This is a genomic window from Caproiciproducens galactitolivorans (assembly GCF_026672255.1).
Classification (GTDB): Bacteria; Bacillota; Clostridia; order Oscillospirales; family Acutalibacteraceae; genus Caproiciproducens; species Caproiciproducens galactitolivorans_A.
Map to the genome: position 1 here is coordinate 46,602 of NZ_JAPOHA010000010.1, position 18,656 is coordinate 65,257.

Annotated in this window: 19 protein-coding genes; 12 read left to right on the forward strand and 7 right to left on the reverse strand. The window is 52.1% G+C overall.

Going from position 1 to position 18,656, the window contains the following annotated elements; translation table 11 throughout:
* Window positions 1-46: 46 nt before the first annotated feature.
* The 7 genes from gyrB to dnaA all read right to left on the reverse strand — a co-directional run bounded on the left by gyrB (window position 47) and on the right by dnaA (window position 6,830).
* Complete coding sequence (gyrB, locus tag OUY18_RS10485) at window positions 47-1,987, reverse strand: DNA topoisomerase (ATP-hydrolyzing) subunit B (protein WP_268058737.1); 1,941 nt, start codon at window positions 1,985-1,987, stop codon at window positions 47-49.
* Between the two features lie 93 nt (window positions 1,988-2,080).
* Window positions 2,081-2,515, reverse strand: a complete 435-nt coding sequence (locus OUY18_RS10490) for a hypothetical protein (RefSeq protein WP_268058738.1) — start codon at window positions 2,513-2,515, stop codon at window positions 2,081-2,083.
* A gap of 19 nt (window positions 2,516-2,534) precedes the next feature.
* Complete coding sequence (remB, locus tag OUY18_RS10495) at window positions 2,535-2,807, reverse strand: extracellular matrix regulator RemB (protein WP_268058739.1); 273 nt, start codon at window positions 2,805-2,807, stop codon at window positions 2,535-2,537.
* A gap of 13 nt (window positions 2,808-2,820) precedes the next feature.
* The gene (gene recF / locus OUY18_RS10500) at window positions 2,821-3,888 is read right to left on the reverse strand and encodes a DNA replication/repair protein RecF (protein WP_268058740.1); all 1,068 of its coding nucleotides are present in this window, start codon (window positions 3,886-3,888) and stop codon (window positions 2,821-2,823) included.
* Window positions 3,885-4,103, reverse strand: a complete 219-nt coding sequence (locus OUY18_RS10505) for an RNA-binding S4 domain-containing protein (RefSeq protein WP_268058741.1) — start codon at window positions 4,101-4,103, stop codon at window positions 3,885-3,887. The genes recF and OUY18_RS10505 overlap by 4 nt, the downstream gene beginning before the upstream one ends.
* A 1-nt stretch (window position 4,104) precedes the next feature.
* Window positions 4,105-5,211, reverse strand: coding sequence for a DNA polymerase III subunit beta (dnaN, locus tag OUY18_RS10510; protein WP_268058742.1), 1,107 nt, complete (start codon window positions 5,209-5,211; stop codon window positions 4,105-4,107).
* Window positions 5,212-5,516: 305 nt separating this feature from the next.
* Window positions 5,517-6,830 carry a chromosomal replication initiator protein DnaA gene (gene dnaA, locus OUY18_RS10515; RefSeq protein ID WP_268058799.1) on the reverse strand — a complete coding sequence of 438 codons (1,314 nt, stop codon included), beginning with the start codon at window positions 6,828-6,830 and terminating at the stop codon, window positions 5,517-5,519.
* Between the two features lie 333 nt (window positions 6,831-7,163).
* On the opposite strand from dnaA, the gene rpmH reads away from it, so the two are divergent.
* The 12 genes from rpmH to serS all read left to right on the forward strand — a co-directional run bounded on the left by rpmH (window position 7,164) and on the right by serS (window position 18,653).
* Entirely contained in the window at window positions 7,164-7,298 is a 135-nt protein-coding gene (gene rpmH, locus OUY18_RS10520; protein WP_268058743.1) for a 50S ribosomal protein L34, read from the forward strand.
* A gap of 73 nt (window positions 7,299-7,371) precedes the next feature.
* Entirely contained in the window at window positions 7,372-7,704 is a 333-nt protein-coding gene (gene rnpA / locus OUY18_RS10525; RefSeq protein WP_268058800.1) for a ribonuclease P protein component, read from the forward strand.
* The gene (yidD, locus tag OUY18_RS10530; protein WP_268058744.1) at window positions 7,701-7,928 is read left to right on the forward strand and encodes a membrane protein insertion efficiency factor YidD; all 228 of its coding nucleotides are present in this window, start codon (window positions 7,701-7,703) and stop codon (window positions 7,926-7,928) included. The genes rnpA and yidD overlap by 4 nt, the downstream gene beginning before the upstream one ends.
* A gap of 24 nt (window positions 7,929-7,952) precedes the next feature.
* Entirely contained in the window at window positions 7,953-8,954 is a 1,002-nt protein-coding gene (locus tag OUY18_RS10535) for a YidC/Oxa1 family membrane protein insertase (protein ID WP_268058745.1), read from the forward strand.
* Between the two features lie 60 nt (window positions 8,955-9,014).
* The gene (gene jag, locus OUY18_RS10540) at window positions 9,015-9,842 is read left to right on the forward strand and encodes an RNA-binding cell elongation regulator Jag/EloR (RefSeq protein ID WP_268058746.1); all 828 of its coding nucleotides are present in this window, start codon (window positions 9,015-9,017) and stop codon (window positions 9,840-9,842) included.
* 272 nt (window positions 9,843-10,114) lie between these two features.
* Window positions 10,115-11,506 carry a tRNA uridine-5-carboxymethylaminomethyl(34) synthesis GTPase MnmE gene (gene mnmE / locus OUY18_RS10545; protein ID WP_268058747.1) on the forward strand — a complete coding sequence of 464 codons (1,392 nt, stop codon included), beginning with the start codon at window positions 10,115-10,117 and terminating at the stop codon, window positions 11,504-11,506.
* 248 nt (window positions 11,507-11,754) lie between these two features.
* Window positions 11,755-13,629 (forward strand): tRNA uridine-5-carboxymethylaminomethyl(34) synthesis enzyme MnmG, encoded by a 1,875-nt coding sequence (gene mnmG / locus OUY18_RS10550; RefSeq protein ID WP_268058748.1) that lies wholly within the window; start codon window positions 11,755-11,757, stop codon window positions 13,627-13,629.
* A 1-nt stretch (window position 13,630) separates the two neighbouring features.
* Window positions 13,631-14,344, forward strand: coding sequence for a 16S rRNA (guanine(527)-N(7))-methyltransferase RsmG (gene rsmG, locus OUY18_RS10555; protein ID WP_268058749.1), 714 nt, complete (start codon window positions 13,631-13,633; stop codon window positions 14,342-14,344).
* A gap of 162 nt (window positions 14,345-14,506) precedes the next feature.
* Entirely contained in the window at window positions 14,507-15,325 is an 819-nt protein-coding gene (locus OUY18_RS10560; RefSeq protein WP_268058750.1) for a ParB/RepB/Spo0J family partition protein, read from the forward strand.
* Window positions 15,326-15,686: 361 nt separating this feature from the next.
* Complete coding sequence (locus OUY18_RS10565; protein ID WP_268058751.1) at window positions 15,687-16,454, forward strand: ParA family protein; 768 nt, start codon at window positions 15,687-15,689, stop codon at window positions 16,452-16,454.
* Window positions 16,455-16,469: 15 nt separating this feature from the next.
* Window positions 16,470-17,330 (forward strand): ParB/RepB/Spo0J family partition protein, encoded by an 861-nt coding sequence (locus tag OUY18_RS10570; RefSeq protein WP_268058752.1) that lies wholly within the window; start codon window positions 16,470-16,472, stop codon window positions 17,328-17,330.
* A 45-nt stretch (window positions 17,331-17,375) separates the two neighbouring features.
* Window positions 17,376-18,653, forward strand: a complete 1,278-nt coding sequence (gene serS / locus OUY18_RS10575; RefSeq protein ID WP_268058753.1) for a serine--tRNA ligase — start codon at window positions 17,376-17,378, stop codon at window positions 18,651-18,653.
* Window positions 18,654-18,656 lie beyond the last annotated feature (3 nt).

The following is an 18,656-nucleotide window of genomic DNA, read 5'->3' on the forward strand; positions in this document are numbered from 1 at the left end:
TTATAAATTTAACAGTTAGTTAAACATAATCGTAAAACCCGACGGATCAGACATCCAGATTCTGCACATATTTTGCGTTACTCTCAATAAACTGGCGGCGCGGTTCGACCTTGTCGCCCATTAAAACGGTGAAAGCTTCGTCAGCGGCGGCGGCGTCTTCCACTTCGACGCGCAGCATAATACGGGTCTGCGGATTCATGGTCGTTTCCCAAAGCTGTTCGGCGTCCATTTCACCAAGACCTTTGTAACGCTGGATTTCATAATTGCTGACAAGTTCCGCCATGATGCGGTCGCGCTCGGCGTCGCTGTAAGCGTAGAAATGATTTTTGCCCTTGCTCAGGCGGTAAAGCGGCGGCTGGGCAAGGTAAATATGCCCCTCTTCGACGAGCGGCTTCATGAAACGGAAGAAAAAGGTCAAAAGCAGGGTACGGATATGGGAGCCGTCGACATCGGCATCGGCCATAATGATGATTTTGCCGTAGCGAAGCTTGTTCAGGTCGAATTCTTCACCGATTCCCGTGCCGAGCGCGGTAACGACCGGCATCAGCTTTTCGTTTCCGTACACTTTGTCGAGCCGGGCCTTTTCCACGTTGAGCATTTTGCCCCAAAGCGGAAGGATGGCCTGATATTTCCGGTCGCGTCCGCCTTTTGCGGAACCGCCGGCGGAATCACCCTCGACGATATAAATTTCGGTTTCTTCCGGGTTGCGGCTCTGGCAGTCGGCCAGTTTTCCGGGAAGGGCGGCGCTTTCCAATGCAGACTTGCGGCGCACCAGGTCGCGGGCCTTCCGGGCGGCGTCGCGCGCGCGGGAAGCAGCCAATGCTTTATCGAAAATCGCCTTTGCGGTAGCGGGGTTTTCTTCCAGATAGGCGGTCATCTTTTCGGTGATCAGGTTGCTGACCAGCGTACCGATTTCGGTATTGCCCAGACGCGCCTTGGTCTGCCCTTCAAACTGGGCATCCTTCATCTTCACGCTGATAATGACGGTTAACCCTTCGCGGACATCGTCGCCCGAAAGGTTTTTATCATTTTCTTTAAGAATATTATATTTCCGCGCGTAGTCGTTCATGACACGGGTGAGCGCGCGTTTAAAGCCGTCCTCATGCGTTCCGCCGTCGGTCGTATGGATATTGTTGGCAAAGGAAAGCATGAGTTCGTTGTAGGAATCGTTATACTGCATGGCGACTTCCGCCGTGGCGGAATCATCCGGCGCAACGGAGCTGAAATGGATAATATCGGGGTGGATAATCTCCACCGCTTTTTTCTTGTTGATAAATTCCACGAAGCTGCTGATGCCGCCCTCGTAGCAATAGCTGTCGCTCACCGGATGTTCTTCGTCGCGCAGGTCGGAAAGCACGATATGGATTCCGCCGTTCAAAAACGCCTGCTCGCGCAGCCGGGTCTGGAGCGTTTCGTAATCGTAAACGATGGTTTCCTGGAAAATTTGTTCGTCCGGTTTGAAGGTAACGTGCGTGCCGGTAAGGTCGGTATCGCCGCGCTGTTCCAGCTTCGTTACCGCTTTGCCGCGCTCGAAGCGCTGAAAATAAATTTTTCCTTCGTTGTAAACTTCGACCTCCAGCCATTCGGAAAGCGCGTTTACAACCGAAGCGCCCACGCCGTGCAGGCCGCCGGAAACTTTATAGCCGCCGCCGCCGAATTTTCCGCCCGCGTGCAGCTCGGTGAAAACCACGGTTACCGCGGAGATTCCCAGCTGATGCTGAATGCCGACCGGAATGCCGCGCCCGTTGTCTGTAACGCTGATTACGTTTCCGGGCAGAATTGTAACCTCGATTTTATCGCAGAATCCGGCAAGCGCTTCATCGATCGCGTTATCTACGATTTCATAAACAAGGTGGTGCAGTCCGCGCGGGCCGGTGGAGCCGATATACATGCCCGGGCGCTTTCTGACCGCGGCCAGACCTTCGAGTACCTGTATTTGATTTTCATCGTATTTCTGTCTTGACTGCGTAATCTCGCTAAACTCCAAGTTTAACCCTCCAGTAATTATACAAGTTGTATATATAAAATGCTTTGATTCAATCGTACGCCGTTGGACGGCGGTTCAAAAAAAGCAATTCGCTTATCTGCTGTATTTGGAAAAATTACCGACGACGATGGTCTTGTCGATATTCGGGTCCCGTGGCCTCTGCGCGTACCGGCTGCGGGATGCTTCGTACGCCGAACGGTGCTGCGCCGGCGCTCTTCTGCCGGACTCCGGTTTCCGAAGCCGGACAAGGTAAACCGAAATCAGATAAAATACGAAATAGGGCAGCACGGCAAAGAGAATCGTGGGAATACTGAGCGATTTTACGGCAATCATCCGGATAAGATAAACAAGCCCGCCCAGAATAATGGCGAGGATGGAGAACAGATACACCGCGGGGTCCAGCTCGATATTGGAGAAGCCGCCGCATTTCGGGCATTCGAATTCTCCCTGCGTTTTAATGGACCAGGTTTGAAGAAAGCCCAGTTTTCGCCCGCAGTGCGGACATCGCGCCTTTCGGAATTTTTTCATTTCTCAACCACCTGATCTTTCATACGTTTGCAATTTCGTCCATAAAACCCGTCCGTTTCAAAAGGGTGACGGAGGAAATCTGCGTAATATATACATTCACCCTGTTTTTTTTGTCGCAGCAAAGAACGAAGGATTTCGGCATTTCCATGGAAACGTTCACAACCCTTCCCGCTTTCTGCGCGGCGGAAAGATAATCGCGGGTCGTATGCGAAATGGTAGACGTTTCCATATCGAATATGCCCACAATATCACTGACTTTAATCACTGTGTCCTGCCCAAGATGAAGATACATACAAAAAAACCTTTCATTTTTTACTGAGAACGCCGCCGTCCATGAAAAACAGGGCGCCCTCCCGAAGCTGTTTTATTGCGTCGGGTTCGCAGCAGGTTATAAAAACCTGACAATCGGTCAGGTGATTCAGCAGGTAATCCTGCCTTCCGGAATCCAGTTCGCTCATCACGTCGTCAAGGAGAATCACCGGCCGTTCGCCGGTTTCCCGGAAAAGCAGCTCCGCTTCCGCCAGCTTCAGAGCAAGGACAACGGAGCGTTTCTGCCCCTGCGAGCCGAAGGTCCGTGCGGACAGGAAATCGATGGTGATTTCCATATCGTCGCGGTGCGGGCCGAAATTGGTGTGGCCCACCGCGATGTCGTCGCGGCGGGAATCGGAAAGCGCCTGTTTCAGATTTTCGGCGCTTTTTCGGTATTCCAGCTGGATCGACTCTTTATTTTGACTGATCCCGGCGTAAATTTTCTGCGCCGGTTCCCGTATTTTCTCAAGATAGCCTGCTCTGCCCTTTACCACGCTTTCGCCGAGGGCCGCGAGCCGTTCATCCCAGACGTCGAGCGTATCCAGAAGCGCGGAATGGCGGGGAATTTCTTTCAAAAGCGCGTTGCGCTGGGTGAGCGTCCGGTTATAACGGGACAAAAGCGCGGCATACCCGGGTTTTACCTGGCAAAGCGCGGCGTCGATAAAATCGCGCCGGAAGGAAGGCCCCTCCCGCACCAGTGCAAGATGCTCCGGGGAAAAGAGGACGGCGAAAAAACGCCCGATCAGGCCGGAAGCGCGTTTCAGCGGCACGCCGTTCAAAACGGCGCTCCTGCGTCCGTTTAAAATGGAAATCTGCGCCGCCTGCTCCCGTTCGCCGCAGTAAAAGCCAAGGTTAATTTCCGCTTTTTGCTCCCCGCGCAGAATCAGGTCGGCGTCTTTCGCGCTCCGGAAGGAGCGCCCGCCCGTAAAAAGCCAGATTGCTTCGAGAAGATTGGTTTTTCCCTGCGCGTTCGGCCCGCTGATCAGATTGATTCCGGGGTGCGGTTCCATCTGCCCGGATTTCAGGTTCCGGTAATTTTGAAACGCCAGGTGCTGGATATTCACCCTCTGCACACCTCATATGTCACAGATTGGAATTCGGCTTTGTCGCCGTCATGCATTTTTTTGCCGCGCATGGTGCAAACTTCGCCGTTGACCTTTACTTCGCCGTTCTGAATGGCGAATTTTGCCCGGCCGCCGGTATCCACCGCGCCGCCAAGCTTTAAAAGCGCGTCAAGCCGGATAAATTCCGTGTCGATCGCAATTTTTTCCGTATTCATATCAAGCCTCGCTCTTCAGGCGGACGGGCAGTACCAGGAACAGGTACGAATTGCCCTCCCGCGGTAAAATTTTCATCGGGCTTAAAGCGCCGTTGAGCTGTATTTTCACCTCGTCGCCCTCGGTGTTGCGGAGCGCGTCGAGCAGGTAACGGTTATTGAAACCCATTTCCACCGCGCCGCCGTCCATTTTTGCGGAAAGCTGGTCGCTGGCGCGGCCGATGGAAGTGGAACAGGAAACTTTGATTTCGTTGTCTTCAAACAGACAGCGTACCGGGCTTTTCAGCCGGTCGGCAATAATCAGCGAAACACGCTCCACGCTGTCGATAAACGCGCGGGTGGAAACAAGGATTTCGGTCGCGCTCACATTCGGAATCGCGGCGCGGTAATCCAGAAATTCCCCTTCCAGCAGGCGGGAAATCACACAGTAGCTGCCGATCTGGAATAAAATGTGCCGCCGTCCGATCAGGATTTCCAGCTCCTCGTCGTCATCGCTCAGAAGCTTCATTACTTCCTGCAATGTTTTTCCCGGAACGACAAAATTCAGCTCCTCGTCGCATTTCGCGGTTTCTTCCCGTATTGCGAGACGGTAGCCGTCGACGGAGACCAGCCGGATTGTATTTTTATCCAGCTCAAACAGGGTTCCGGTATGAATCGGTTTCGCGTCGTTTTCCGCGACGGCGAAAATCGTCTGCCGGATCATGCTTTTCAGCGTACAGTTGGCGATCTTGATGGAAGTTTCGCCCGTGATGCTCGGCAGCTCGGGGTATTCCTGCGCCGGAATGCCGGCGATCGAGAAATCTGCCGGGCCGCTCTGAATGGTTGTGATGTTTTTCTCGTCGGCGGAAAGGAAAACATTGTCGGCCGGGAGACGGCGGACAATGTCGCCGAACAGGCGTGCGCTCAGCACGATGCTTCCCTTTTCTTCCACCTGCGCTTCGATCTTGGTTTTCATTCCAAGTTCCAGATCGTATCCGCACAGTGTGATTTCATTATCGTCCGCGCTCAGGAGGATTCCCTCCAAAGCGGGGACGGAGGATTTTGCAGACACGGCGCGCTGTATATTCAACACAGCCTCGTTCAGTTGCTGCCGTTTGCAGATTATTTTCATAAACTCACCCTTTGCTTCCGTTTATAATAGAAATAAATGATTTAATTTAGTAAGAGTAGTAGGGGGCGCGGAAAAGTTGAAACAGGTTGGTTTTCCAAGCGCCCATCGGGGATTTCCCGGAGTTGAAACTGTGATTCTAAAGTTAACTCTTCGTTAACATTGCGTATTAACATTTGAGTTTTTAACCGTATGTTGAAAACTCTGTGGGGAATGTTGAAAACTTGTTTAAAAAATCGGGGAAAACGAAAAACGCAAAATTTGAGTTTTCCCCCGGATTGTTTAAATGTGAAGAAACTTTCCACAATTTAACGGTCGCGAATATTTTTGATGATATCCTCCACGGTCGCCTTGGTTTTCGGATCCTTGGAAATGCCCTTTTCGACCTGCTGGATTGCGTAAACAACGGTGGAATGGTCGCGCCCGCCGAATTCCTCGCCGATGGAGGTCATGGGGAGCTGGGTAATTTCCCTTACAACATACATGGAGACCTGCCGGGCGCTGGAAATGTTCGCCGAGCGTTTCGCCGAGCGGATATCCTCGCTGGAGGTTCCGAACGTGCGCGCGACTTCGTCGATAATTTTTTCGACGGTAAGCGGCGTGGGCTGGTCGTTATTGATGATATCGCTGATCGCCGCCTGCGCCGTCGTGATACTCGGGCTTTCGCCCGCCAGCAGATTGTAGGCTTTCATTTTCTTGACGGCCCCTTCGAGCTGACGGATGTTGTTTTTCAGGCGGTTCGCTATGTATTCGGCAACGTTGTCCGAAATGTCGATTTCCAGAAGTTCGGCTTTTCTTTTAATAATGGCGATGCGCGTTTCGAAGTCCGGCGGCTGGATATCGGCGGTCAGACCCCACTCGAAACGGGTTAACAGGCGTTCCTCCAGCGTCGCGATATCTTTCGGCGGCCGGTCGGAAGTCAGTACAATCTGTTTTTTCGCTTCATATAACGTGTTAAAAGTATGGAAAAATTCCTCCTGCGTGGAATCTTTTCCGGCAATAAACTGAATATCGTCGACGAGGAACACGTCCGCTTTCCGGTAACGGTTGTGGAATTCGGCGGTGGTTCCGCGCCGGATGGCTTCAATCAGCTCGTTTGTGAAATCATCGCCTTTAATGTAAACAATATCCATTTCCGGATGGGTGCGGCTGATCTCGTTGCAGATCGCGTAAAGAAGGTGGGTTTTGCCCAGCCCGGAATTTCCGTAAATAAAAAGAGGGTTATATAAGGTTGCCGGCTTGCTGGCCACCGCCATGGAGGCCGCGTGCGCAAATTTGTTGGACGGGCCGACAATGTAGGTGTCGAAGGTAAACTCGTAATCGTCGTTGATGGCCGGGGTTTCGTCATTCTGCTTTTCATTTCCGGCTTCGTCCGGCGTGCAGATGCGAATCTGGATTTTCTGACCGAAGATCTGTGCGAATGCCTCTTCCAGCATATCGATATAATAATGTTTGATTGTCTGCCTGTGAAGCTCGTTCGGAACTTTCAGCACGGCGACACCCTGTGCAAAATCAAGATTAACCGGTTCGATACGCTTGATCCAGGTCGAATACGCAATTTCCGTGATTTTGCTTTTGCAGTAATCACAGACCAGATTCCATACCTCGGTAAAGGATTCCATCATTTAAACCTCGTTTTAACAAATATTTATACTCATAGGCATAACATAATTTATATTACCACAAAACGTTTGTCTTTTCAAATTTCAATTTCGGTATCAAACACTCTATATTGTATCGCGCGCGTACGAAAATACATAGATGATAAATATTTTTTATTTTTCTTTTATTTTATCCTGAAATGTGGTATATTGAATCATATAGTCTGGCAAATTGCAAAATTCTCTTTTTCAGGATTTTTCCAGTGCCGGGCGACAATTATAGGTTGACAGTATGTGCATTTTTAATATATAATGCTATATTGCAAGGTTTGTACCCCGAAAGGAGGGTTTTTCATGCTGAGAACATATCAGCCAAAGAAGCTCCACAGACAAAAGGAGCACGGCTTCCGGAAAAGAATGTCCACAAGAAACGGCCGCAAGGTTTTGGCCCGCCGCAGAGCGAAGGGCAGAGCACGGTTGAGCTACTAAGCAGAGGGCCACTCAATGTGGCCTTTCTTTTTAGCTCCCTATTTTTAAGGAATTGCGGTGCGGTTTTAAAGTGATGGATTTTTTGCCAATTAAAGAAAACAAGGACTTTCGCAGGATTTACGCAAAGGGAAAATCGTTTGTCGCTCCTGTGGTCGTTACCTATGTTTTGAAAAACCGCAGTAAAAATGTCCGGATCGGCATTACGACCAGCAAAAAGATCGGCAACGCCGTAAAAAGAAACCGGGCCCGCCGCGTAATCCGCGAAGCTTTCCGGATTTTGGCGCCCGATGTAAAGCCGGGTTACGACTTTATCCTTGTCGCAAGGGGCAAAACGCCTTATGTGAAAAGCACGGAAATCGTCCGTGTGCTTTCCGCGCAGCTTAAAAAAGCGGGGGTACTGAAATGAAACGCCCGTTCATCTGGCTGATACGGTTTTATCAAAAAGGGATTTCACCGTATAAAAAGCCGTGCTGCAAATATTATCCCACCTGTTCGAATTACGCAATAGAGGCGATTGAGCGCTTCGGCGCGTTCAAGGGCTTTTGGCTCGCCTTGTTTCGTATACTGCGCTGCAACCCGTTCAGCCGGGGAGGGTACGACCCTGTTCCGGAAAAACGGGACAAGCAATAAGCATTATAGAGGAGTACTGCCTATATGTACGATTTTTTTAATTTTTTCGGCAACATCCTGGGTTATCTGCTTTGGTTTTTTTACACCCTGATTCACAACTACGGAATCGCGATTATTCTCTTTACCGTTGTTCTGAAAATCCTGATGTTCCCTTTTTCCATCAAACAGCAGAAGTCCATGGCGGCCAACAGCAAGATGGCCGTCAAGCAAAAAGAACTTCAAAAAAAGTACGGCAACGATAAAGCGAAGCTTCAGCAGGAAACGCAGAAGCTTTACGAAAAGGAAGGCGTGAATCCCACAAGCGGATGCCTTACCACTTTTATTCCGTTCCCGATTATGATCGGCCTGTTTTACACCGTTCAGAATCCGCTCGCAAACGCGCTGCATCTTTCCGCGGATGGAATTGCCAAAGCGGTTGCCATGCTGAAAATGATTCCGGGCGTCGGCGCGAATTTCAACGCGCAGTACGCGCAGATCGAAATTGTTAAGCATTTTGCGGACTTAAGACCCCAGCTTACCATGTTTAACGGGGACGAGCTTAAAAAAATCGAATCGTTCAGCCATGGTTTTCAGTTTCTGGGAATGAACCTTCTCGATACTCCCTGCGACGGTGCCAATATATTCGGAACGCTGTTCCGTTCAAACCTTTGGGTTATTCCGGTGCTGTGCCTTGTTTCTTCTTTGGTAACACAGTATTTTATGATGAAAATGCAGCCCGGAATGCAGCAGCAGGAAGGCTGCATGAAATACATGTTTTATTTCATGCCTTTGTTCAGTGCATGGCTTGCCTGCACCCTGCCGGCGGCTGTCGGTTTTTACTGGATTATTTCGACCCTTACCGGATTTTTGCAGACCATCATTCTGAATATCTGGTACAGCCCGGCAGATTTGAACGCAAAAGCCGAGGCGCAAAGAATTGCCCTGCTGGAGCAGGAAGAAGCAAAAATCAAGAGGATACCGGTCGTTTTCCAGCCGGCTGAGACAGGAAAAGGCAAAGCGGGAAAAAACAGAAAACCAAAAGCGTAAGCGAGCATTCTCACATTCGTAAGAAAAGAAAAAGAGAAAACAACCCGGGGAGGTAATACCGTGATAAAAGAAGCGATTGCAACCGGTGATACTGTAGAACTGGCGAGAGAAGCCGCATGCAGGGAACTCGGTGTTGAATCCTATGATGCGGAATTTGAAATTCTGGAAATGCCCACAAAAAAGACATTCGGTCTTTTCGGCGGGAACCCGGCGAAGGTAAGGGTCTTTATTAAAAGCAATCCCGCCGAGGCCGCCGCGGAATACTTGAAGAAAATTCTGGGGCACATGGGTCTTTCTTCGGTCGATATCAGAATCACCGAGGAAGAAAACGGTGCGCAGCTTTCCCTTTCCGGTGAAGATATCGGTTTCATTATCGGTCACCGCGGAGAGACGCTCGACGCGCTTCAGTACTTAACCGGACTTGTGGCCAACCATATCGACAATACCTATTATCGGATTACGCTTGACATTGGAAATTACCGTGAAAAACGCAAGGAAACGCTCGAAATTCTGGGCAAAAAAATCGCCGTCAAGGCGGTTAAGACCGGCCGGAACTCCTCTTTGGAACCGATGAATCCTTACGAGCGGCGGATTATCCATACGGCGGTTCAAACCGTGGAAGGAGCAAAGTCCTGGTCGGAAGGCGAGGATCTCGGCCGCCATGTTGTGATCGGCCCGGAAGCAGGCGAACGGCCGCTTCCCCGCAGAAACTTTAACAACAGAAGCCAGCAGCACCGTCCTTACGGGGACAAGCCGCGGACAGGCTATGGCAACCGGTCGCCGAAACCGGCGCAAAGTACCGCGCAGCCGGTGCATCCCCCGGTGAAGCAGGAGCCGAAGAGCGATAAGAATGCTCCGCTTTACGGCCGCATCGATTTTAAAAAATAATGACTTGACGGGCGGTTCGCAGAATCGCCCGTTTCTTTTCGTTCGGATCGGAAAGTTCTTTTTCAAATGCCTTGTTCCATTCTTCTTAAAAAAGGTCGGAAGAAATGAAATTCGGAGAAAACAAGACAGGCTTTTCTGAAAATCCCGGGCAAATCAGAGGAACGATGGAAATAGTATATACGAATGTCTGAAATCGGCGATTTATTTAAAAAGGCCAATTTTTTTTTAAAATTTACCCGCGCAGAGCGTGGATAATACGGATGAGGTACACTATGGAAAACAGAGAAACTTACAGCCCGTCGTCCAAAACGATCGCGGCGATTTCCACGCCGCAGGCTCCGGGCGGAATCGGGATTGTGCGTATTTCCGGCCCGCGCGCACGGGAAATCGCGGGAAAGGTTTTTACCTCGAAACGGGGGAAAACACTGGATGAAATCAAAGGCTACACCGCTCTTTACGGGCGGGTTCACGACGGGGACGAGGCAATCGACGAGGCAATCGCCCTGAATTATACCGCGCCCGCAAGCTTTACCGGCGAAGACGTTGTGGAACTTTCCTGCCACGGAGGGCTGTATCTTCTGCGCCGGGTGCTGAAGGCGGTTTTTTCCGCCGGAGCGGTTCCGGCGGGGCCGGGGGAATTTACGCGCCGGGCGTTTCTGAACGGAAAAATCGGGCTGACGGAAGCCGAATCCGTTATGCAGCTCATCGGCGCGCAGGGAGGCCAGGCTGCAAAGGCCGCTCTGGCCGGGCATGACGGCGCGCTGGAAAAGAAAATCCGGAAAATCCGCGAAAGCCTGATTCAGACGGCCGCGCACCTTTCCGCATGGGCAGATTACCCGGAGGACGACATTCCGGAAGTAAACGAGGAATCCCTGCATGAAACGCTCCGTTTTGCAAAGGAGGAGCTTGACCGGCTTCTCAGTCAGTTCGACGCCGGACGGGCCATCCGCGAAGGAGTCGTTACGGTGATCGCCGGGCGGCCTAATGTGGGAAAATCCACTTTAATGAACCTGCTTTCCGGCTGCGAGCGTTCCATCGTTACCGAATACGCCGGTACAACGCGCGATATTGTGGAGGACACCGTGATTCTCGGGGATGTCCCGCTTCGCCTTTCGGACACCGCGGGCATTCATCTGACGGAAGACCCGGTGGAACTCATCGGCGTGGAGCGCGCGCGCGAAAGAATCCGGGAAGCCCAGCTCATTCTGGCGGTCTTTGATTCCTCGCAGGGGCTGAACGATGAAGACCGGGAGCTGGTTTCGGTGATTCGTGACGCGCCGTCGATCGCGGTTGTGAATAAGAGCGATCTGCCTGCAAAAATTGACTTAGAGTATATTAAATATAATTTTAAACGAATAGTATATATATCTGCGCTTTCCGGAGAGGGATTGGAACAATTGAAAAACGCGGTGGCCGAACTTCTGCACACGGCGGGGCTGAATCCGGCGGAAGGAATCCTGTTTACAGAACGCCAGCGCGACGCGGCGCGGCGCGCCGGAGAGGGCGTTGACGAAGCGCTTGCGGCGGTGGAGAGCGGAATAACGCTCGACGCGGTGACCGTTTCCATTGAGGGCGCAATTTCCGCGCTGCTGGAATTGACCGGCGAACGCGCAACCGAAGCGGTCGTCGATTCCGTTTTCCACCATTTCTGCGTAGGAAAATAAAGAATGTATTTTTGAAGTATACTATTAAGTTGCTTGCGGCAGGCAGGATGGTTTGGATACTTAGAATGCCGATTGCCTGTTTTGCGGCAACGCAAGCTATCCGGTAATGATAAATCAAGGCTTTCAATAATGTTTTATGAATCAAAGACGGACGAGCAGGCTTCTCTGTTTCATTTTTCCGTGGAGGAACATCGCTTATGCGGTATGGGGAAACGGCGAATGCCCCTGTGCGTCAGGGAGGGATTCTCATGAGATACAATGCTGGTGAATATGATGTGGCGGTGATCGGCGCGGGACACGCGGGAATTGAGGCCGCGCTTTCTTCGGCGCGCCTTGGCTGCCGCACCTGCGTTTTTACAATTAATATGGATGCCGTCGGAAACTGCCCCTGCAATCCGTCGATCGGCGGAACGGCAAAGGGACATCTTGTGCGTGAAATTGACGCGCTTGGCGGGGAAATGGGCAAAACCGCGGACGCGGCAATGCTGCAAAGCCGGATGCTGAACCTTGGAAAAGGCCCGGCTGTCCATTCTCTGCGCGCGCAGATCGACCGCCGCGAGTACGGCAAGATTATGAAACATAAACTCGAGCTTCAGCCGAATCTGCATATGAATCAGGCAGAAATCGTGGAGCTTACCCGTACGGAGGACGGCATGTGGCAGTTGGTCACACGCATGGACGCGGTTTACCGCGCAAAAGCGGTGGTAATTGCAACGGGAACCTTTTTGGGCGGCAAGATTTACGTTGGAGACGTTTCCTATGAAAGCGGGCCGGACGGCATGTTTCCCGCCGCGTTTCTGGGGGCGTCGCTGAAAAAGCTGGGTCTGCGCCTGCGCCGTTTCAAAACCGGAACACCCGCGCGTGTGCTGAAATCCAGCATTGACTTTACGGATTTGGAAGAACAGCGCGGAGACGAGCCGGTTATTCCGTTTTCCTACGATACGCTGACGCCGCCGGAAAATCGCGCCGTCTGCCATATTTCCTGGACGAATGAGAAAACAAAGCAGATTATTCTCGAGAATATCGGGCGTTCTCCGATGTACAGCGGAAAAATCGAAGGCATCGGGCCGCGTTACTGCCCGAGCATTGAAGATAAAATCATGCGGTTCAAGGACAAGCCGCGCCATCAGCTGTTTATTGAGCCCTGCGGGCTGGATACCGAGGAAATGTATTTACAGGGAATGAGTTCCTCCCTGCCGGAGGACGTGCAGGTTGCTTTTTACCGTACGATCAAGGGGCTGGAACATGTTCAGATTATGCGCAGCGCTTACGCGATTGAATACGACTGCGTCGATCCTCTGCAAATGAATGCGACGCTGGAATTCATGGATTTTCCCGGTCTTTACGGAGCGGGGCAGTTTAACGGCAGCTCCGGTTATGAGGAAGCCGCCGCGCAGGGACTGGTCGCCGGGATCAATGCCGCGCTGAAAGTGCTGGGCAGGGAGCCGATGGTTCTCGACCGCGCGGGTTCCTATATCGGAACGCTGGTGGACGACCTGATTACGAAGGGGGTTACCGACCCTTACCGCATGATGACTTCCCGCAGCGAATACCGCCTTGTGCTCCGGCAGGACAACGCCGACGAGCGGATGACCCCGACCGGGCGGAAAATCGGGCTGATTTCCGACGAGCGCTGGGAGCGTTTCCAGTTGAAGCAAAAACAGAAGGAGGAGGAGCTGAAACGGGTGCAGAATACCGTTCTGCCGCCGTCTGAGGCGCTGAATTCCATCCTTGTTTCACATGAAACATCGCCCGTAACGACGGGTGTGCGCCTGTCGGAACTGCTCCGCAGACCGCAGCTCAGCTATGAAATTCTGAAAGCGGTCGACCCGAACCGCCCCGACCTGCCGGACGCTGTATTTGAAAGCGTGGAAATCGAAATCGAGTACGAGGGGTATATTAAACGTCAGAAAGCGGATATCGCGGAGATGCGGCGGCTGGAAGCGCAGAAGCTTCCGGAAGACACGGATTACAGGCAGATGACCGGCCTGCGCACCGAAGCGCAGGAAAAACTGACGAAGGTAAAGCCTTCCAGCGTGGGACAGGCCTCGCGCATATCGGGGGTAAGCCCCGCGGATATTTCCGTCCTGCTGATCTGGCTTGCCCGCAAAAGGGAGGCGTAACATGGAGGATATTCAAAATCAACTGATTTCGTCCGCAAAGAGCATGGGGATGGAGGTCAGTGGGAGCGAGGCGCAAAGTTTTCAACAATATATGGAGTTATTGTTGAATTGGAGCGAGAAAATGAACCTGACAGCCATTAAGGAACCGCGCGAGATAGCGGAAAAGCATTTTCTGGACAGCATCCTGATTTTAAAATATATCGACCTTCCGGGCGGTGCAAAGCTGATCGACGTCGGCACCGGCGCGGGTTTCCCCGGCGTACCGCTGAAAATTATGCGGCCAAAGCTGGAACTGACCCTGCTGGACGGGCTGAACAAACGCCTGATCTTTTTAAAGGATGTGCTCGACCGTCTGCAATTGCCGGCGGAACTGGTGCATGCGCGCGCGGAAGAGGCCGGGCGGCAGAAAACGTACCGCGGAAAGTTTGATTTTGCGACGGCCCGCGCGGTTGCGCCGCTGAATCTTCTCTGCGAATACTGCCTTCCGTTTCTGAAAATGGGCGGAACCTTTGTCGCGATGAAAGGCCCGGATCCGCGGGAAGAAACGGACGACGCGAAAAACGCGATTGCTCTTCTGGGCTGTGAACTTACGAAAGTCGAGGAATTCGAGCTGCCGGGCGGCGACCGCCGAAGCCTGATCTTTATCCGGCGCACGAAGCCGCTGCCGGATTTGTATCCCCGGCATGGGGCGAAAATCGCAAAAAATCCCCTATGAATAGCGGTTTTCAGAATACATATTCTCGGATAAATGCGGGGGAATCCACAGGAACCGCCACAAAGCTACAAAAAATATTTTTCTTACTTGCCATAATTTTACAAATTATTGCCGTTCATCGTGCTATCCTTATCAAAAAGGGACGAGCAGGGGGCGGCAATTTTGCATTTATTCAATGAATCGTGTAAGGTAGTGCAAATTTCGATCAACTCTATTCATCCAAATCCGGCACAGCCGCGGCGGGTCTTCAACGAACAGGAGCTTTTGGAGCTGTCGCGGAGTATCCGTACGAACGGGCTGCTCCAGCCGATTTCCGTTCGCCGCGTAAAAGACGGCTATGAACTGATTGCGGGCGAGCGCAGGCTCCGTGCCTGCAAAATTGCCGGGCTCGATACGGTTTCCTGTATTATCAGCGACTGTTCCCCTGAAACCAGCGCGGTCCTTGCCATGACCGAGAATCTGCAAAGACAGGATCTTCAGATTTTTGAGGAAGCGGAGGGAATCCGCCAACTGATTGAGCAGTGGAACGTTACGCAGGAAGAAGCCGCGCTGCGGCTTGGCAAAAGTCAGTCCACGCTGGCAAATAAGCTGCGGCTTTTAAAGCTTACCAAAGAGGAACGCGAAAAAATCACTGCCTGCGGGCTGACAGAACGCCACGCCCGTGCGCTTTTGCGGATTAAGGACGAAACCCTGCGCGAAACGGCGCTGAATCAGATTATTGCCCGCGACTGCAATGTAAAACAGGCGGAAGATTTGATAGACAAGCTCCTTGCCGGAAGCGAAAAGCCGAAGAAGACCAAGCGAACCGTTGTTGTGAAAGACGTCCGCATTTTCCTGAATACGATCAACCATGCGATTGAAACCATGAAACAGAGCGGGATCAATGCGCAGACGCTGAAAAGCGAAACCGACGAGTATATTGAATGTCTGGTTCGTATTCCGAAGGGACAGGCTACCTCCGGCGGAAAAAAGCCTGCTTAAAAAGCTTATAAGTTTTACTCCTATTTCCCTATATCATTTCCCACAAGGCAGGCCGGACACGTGTCCGGCCTGTTTTGTTTCACATGAAACATCTGATAAGGAGGGCAGCCCCGCTCGTATTTTTTGGGAGGAAAATCGAAAGTATCCTTCTTTTCGCGCCGTGTTCCGCATAAAATAGGAAGAAACCAAATTTACGGCGGGTGCGGGGGAGAGATTCTTCCAACATATGTGAATAAACTCCTTTAACTTACGGAAAAAGCGTGCTATAATAATAACATTATACGCTGATGCCCGAATAGGGCGGTTCCGTTTGTTTCAGCGATGATCCGGCGGGCGGGAACCCGCTTCGGGAGGGAAAAGAATGGGAAAAATTATCGCAATCGCCAACCAGAAGGGAGGCGTCGGCAAAACCACAACATCGGTCAACCTTTCCTCCGCGATGGGGTTGAAAGGGAAGAAAACCCTGCTTGTGGATATCGACCCCCAGGGCAACGCCTCGAGCGGGGTCGGGGTAGACCGCCGCACGCTGAAAAATACCGTTTACGAGGTTCTGATCGGCGAAACAAATGCAAAAGATGTGATCATCCATACGGAATTTACCAATCTGGATCTGATTCCGTCCAGCATGGATTTGGCGGCGGCTGAAATCGAGCTTGTTTCGCTGGAGCACCGTGAATCCATTCTGAAAAACGCGCTGGTGCCGTTCCGGGACCAGTACGATTATATCTTTATCGACTGTCCGCCCTCGCTTGGCCTGATTACGACCAACGCGCTCTGCGTGGCGGATACGCTTCTGGTACCGATTCAATGCGAATATTACGCGCTGGAAGGCCTCTCCCAGCTTATGAATACGGTTCGCCGCATAAAGCGGCAGTACAATTCCCAGCTTGATATTGAGGGCGTTCTGCTCACGATGTACGACGGCAGGCTGAATCTGACGCAGCAGGTTGTGGAAGAAGTGAAAAAATACTTCCCGCGCAAGGTGTTTGCGAGCGTGGTGCCGCGCACCGTGCGCCTTTCCGAGGCGCCCAGCTTTGGGAAGCCCATCCAGTACTTCGACAAAAGCTCCCGGGGCGCTTTGGCTTACGAGGCGCTGGCGGAGGAAATTCTGACAGCGAATAAGAGATAGCGGGGGGAGAGAACAATGGCAGTAAAGAAACGCGGCCTTGGAAAAGGCTTAGACGCGATTTTCGCGGAAAACGATACCGAAGACCGCAATGCGGCGGTTTCGCTGAAAATCAGCGAGATTGAACCCAACCGCGCGCAACCCAGAAAAGATTTTAATGAAGAAGCGCTTGCCGAGCTAGCCGATTCCATTTCACAGCACGGCGTTTTGCAGCCGCTTCTGGTTCGGCCGATTGTCGGCGGAGGATATCAGATTGTAGCGGGGGAACGCCGCTGGCGCGCCGCGCGCATGGCGGGTGTTGCCGAAGTTCCCGCAGTGATTCGGGAGATGTCCGACGGCGAGGTAATGGAACTTGCGCTGATTGAAAATTTACAGCGTGAAGACCTGAATCCGCTCGAAGAAGCGCAGGGTTACCAGTCTTTGATGGACACCTACGGACTGACGCAGGAGGAAGTCTCCAAAACCGTTGGAAAATCACGCCCGACGGTGGCAAACGCGCTCCGGCTTTTGAATTTGCCGAAGGCAATCCTCGATATGGTGCATTCCGGAAGCCTTTCCGCGGGGCATGCCCGCACGCTTCTGAGTTTTCCGAATCCTACGGAAATGTTAAAAGCGGCGAAATTGGTTCTGGAGCAGGGTATTTCGGTGCGCGAACTGGAAAAACTGGGAAAAAAGGCAAACGAACGCCTGAACCATGCCGAACCGCTGCCGAAGGCAAAGAAAAAGATTCGCTATTTCAGCGAAGTCGAGCTTGCACTGAACGAGCATTTGGGCCGCAAGGTACAGGTCAGCGGCACGCGAAAGCGCGGCGTACTGCAAATTGAGTTTTACGGGGAAGAGGATTTGGGAGAACTCGTAAAACTTTTCAACAGAGATTAACACGACGGTGGAAAATAAAACAGAATCGAAAAAGGAGTTCAAAACATGCTTGATATTAAACTGATTCGCAGCAATCCGGAAAAAATAAAAGCCGGCGCAAAAAAGCGCTGCATTGATGTAGACGCGCTGGTGGACGATATTCTGAAAATCGACGAGGAACGCCGTGACGTTACCGGAAAAGTGGAGAACATGAAGGCCGAACAGAATGCGGCGACAAAGAAAATTCCACAGATGAAAAAAGCAGGTGAGGATACCACTCAGCTGATGGCGGACCTGAAAGCCCTTTCCGAAAAAATCAAGGCGGCCGACGGCGAACTCGGCGAACTGGAGGAAAAGCAGAAGACGCTGCTGCTGTCCCTTCCGAATATGCCGGACGAAGACCTTTTGGAGGGCGGCAAGGAAAACAACAAGCCCCTTCGTTTCTATAAGGAACAGCCGAAGTTCGATTTTGAGCCGAAAAACCATGTGGAACTCTGCGAAAGCCTCGGCATGATCGACTACCAGCGCGGCGCAAAGCTGGCCGGAGCCGGTTCCTGGGTATACCGCGGCATGGGCGCGCGCATGGAGTGGGCTTTATTGAACTTCTTTATCAGCGAACATCTGAAAGACGGCTACGAACTGATTCTTCCGCCGCACATGCTGAACTATGAGTGCGGTTATGTCGCCGGCCAGTTCCCGAAATTCACCGATGAAGTCTACTGGATTCAGAATCCGACCAGCAACGATAAGAAATTCATGCTTCCCACCGCGGAAACCGCTCTGGTCAACCTGCACCGCGACGAGGTGCTTACCATGGACGAGCTTCCGCGCAAATATATTGCGTACACCCCCTGCTACCGAAGAGAGGCCGGCAGCTACCGTTCCGAGGAGCGCGGCATGATCCGCGGCCACCAGTTCAATAAGGTGGAAATGGTGCAGTACACCGCGCCGGACAAGTCGGACGAGGCTTTTGCGGAGCTTGTCGGAAAAGCGGAGAAGCTTGTGCAGAAGCTGGGCCTGCATTACCGCCTGAGCAAGCTTGCCGCGGGCGACTGCTCATTCTCCATGGCGCGTACGTACGACATTGAAGTCTGGATTCCGAGCATGGAGATTTACAAGGAGGTCAGCTCCGCTTCCAACGCAAGGGATTATCAGGCGAGAAGAGGCAATGTGAAGTTCCGCGGGGAGGACAAGAAATTACAGTTCGTCCACACGCTGAATGCTTCCGGCCTTGCAACCAGCCGCGTGATTCCCGCCCTTGTGGAGCAGTATCAGAATGCCGACGGCAGCGTAACCGTGCCGGAGGTTCTGCGTCCGTTCATGGGCTGCGACATCATAAAATAAGAG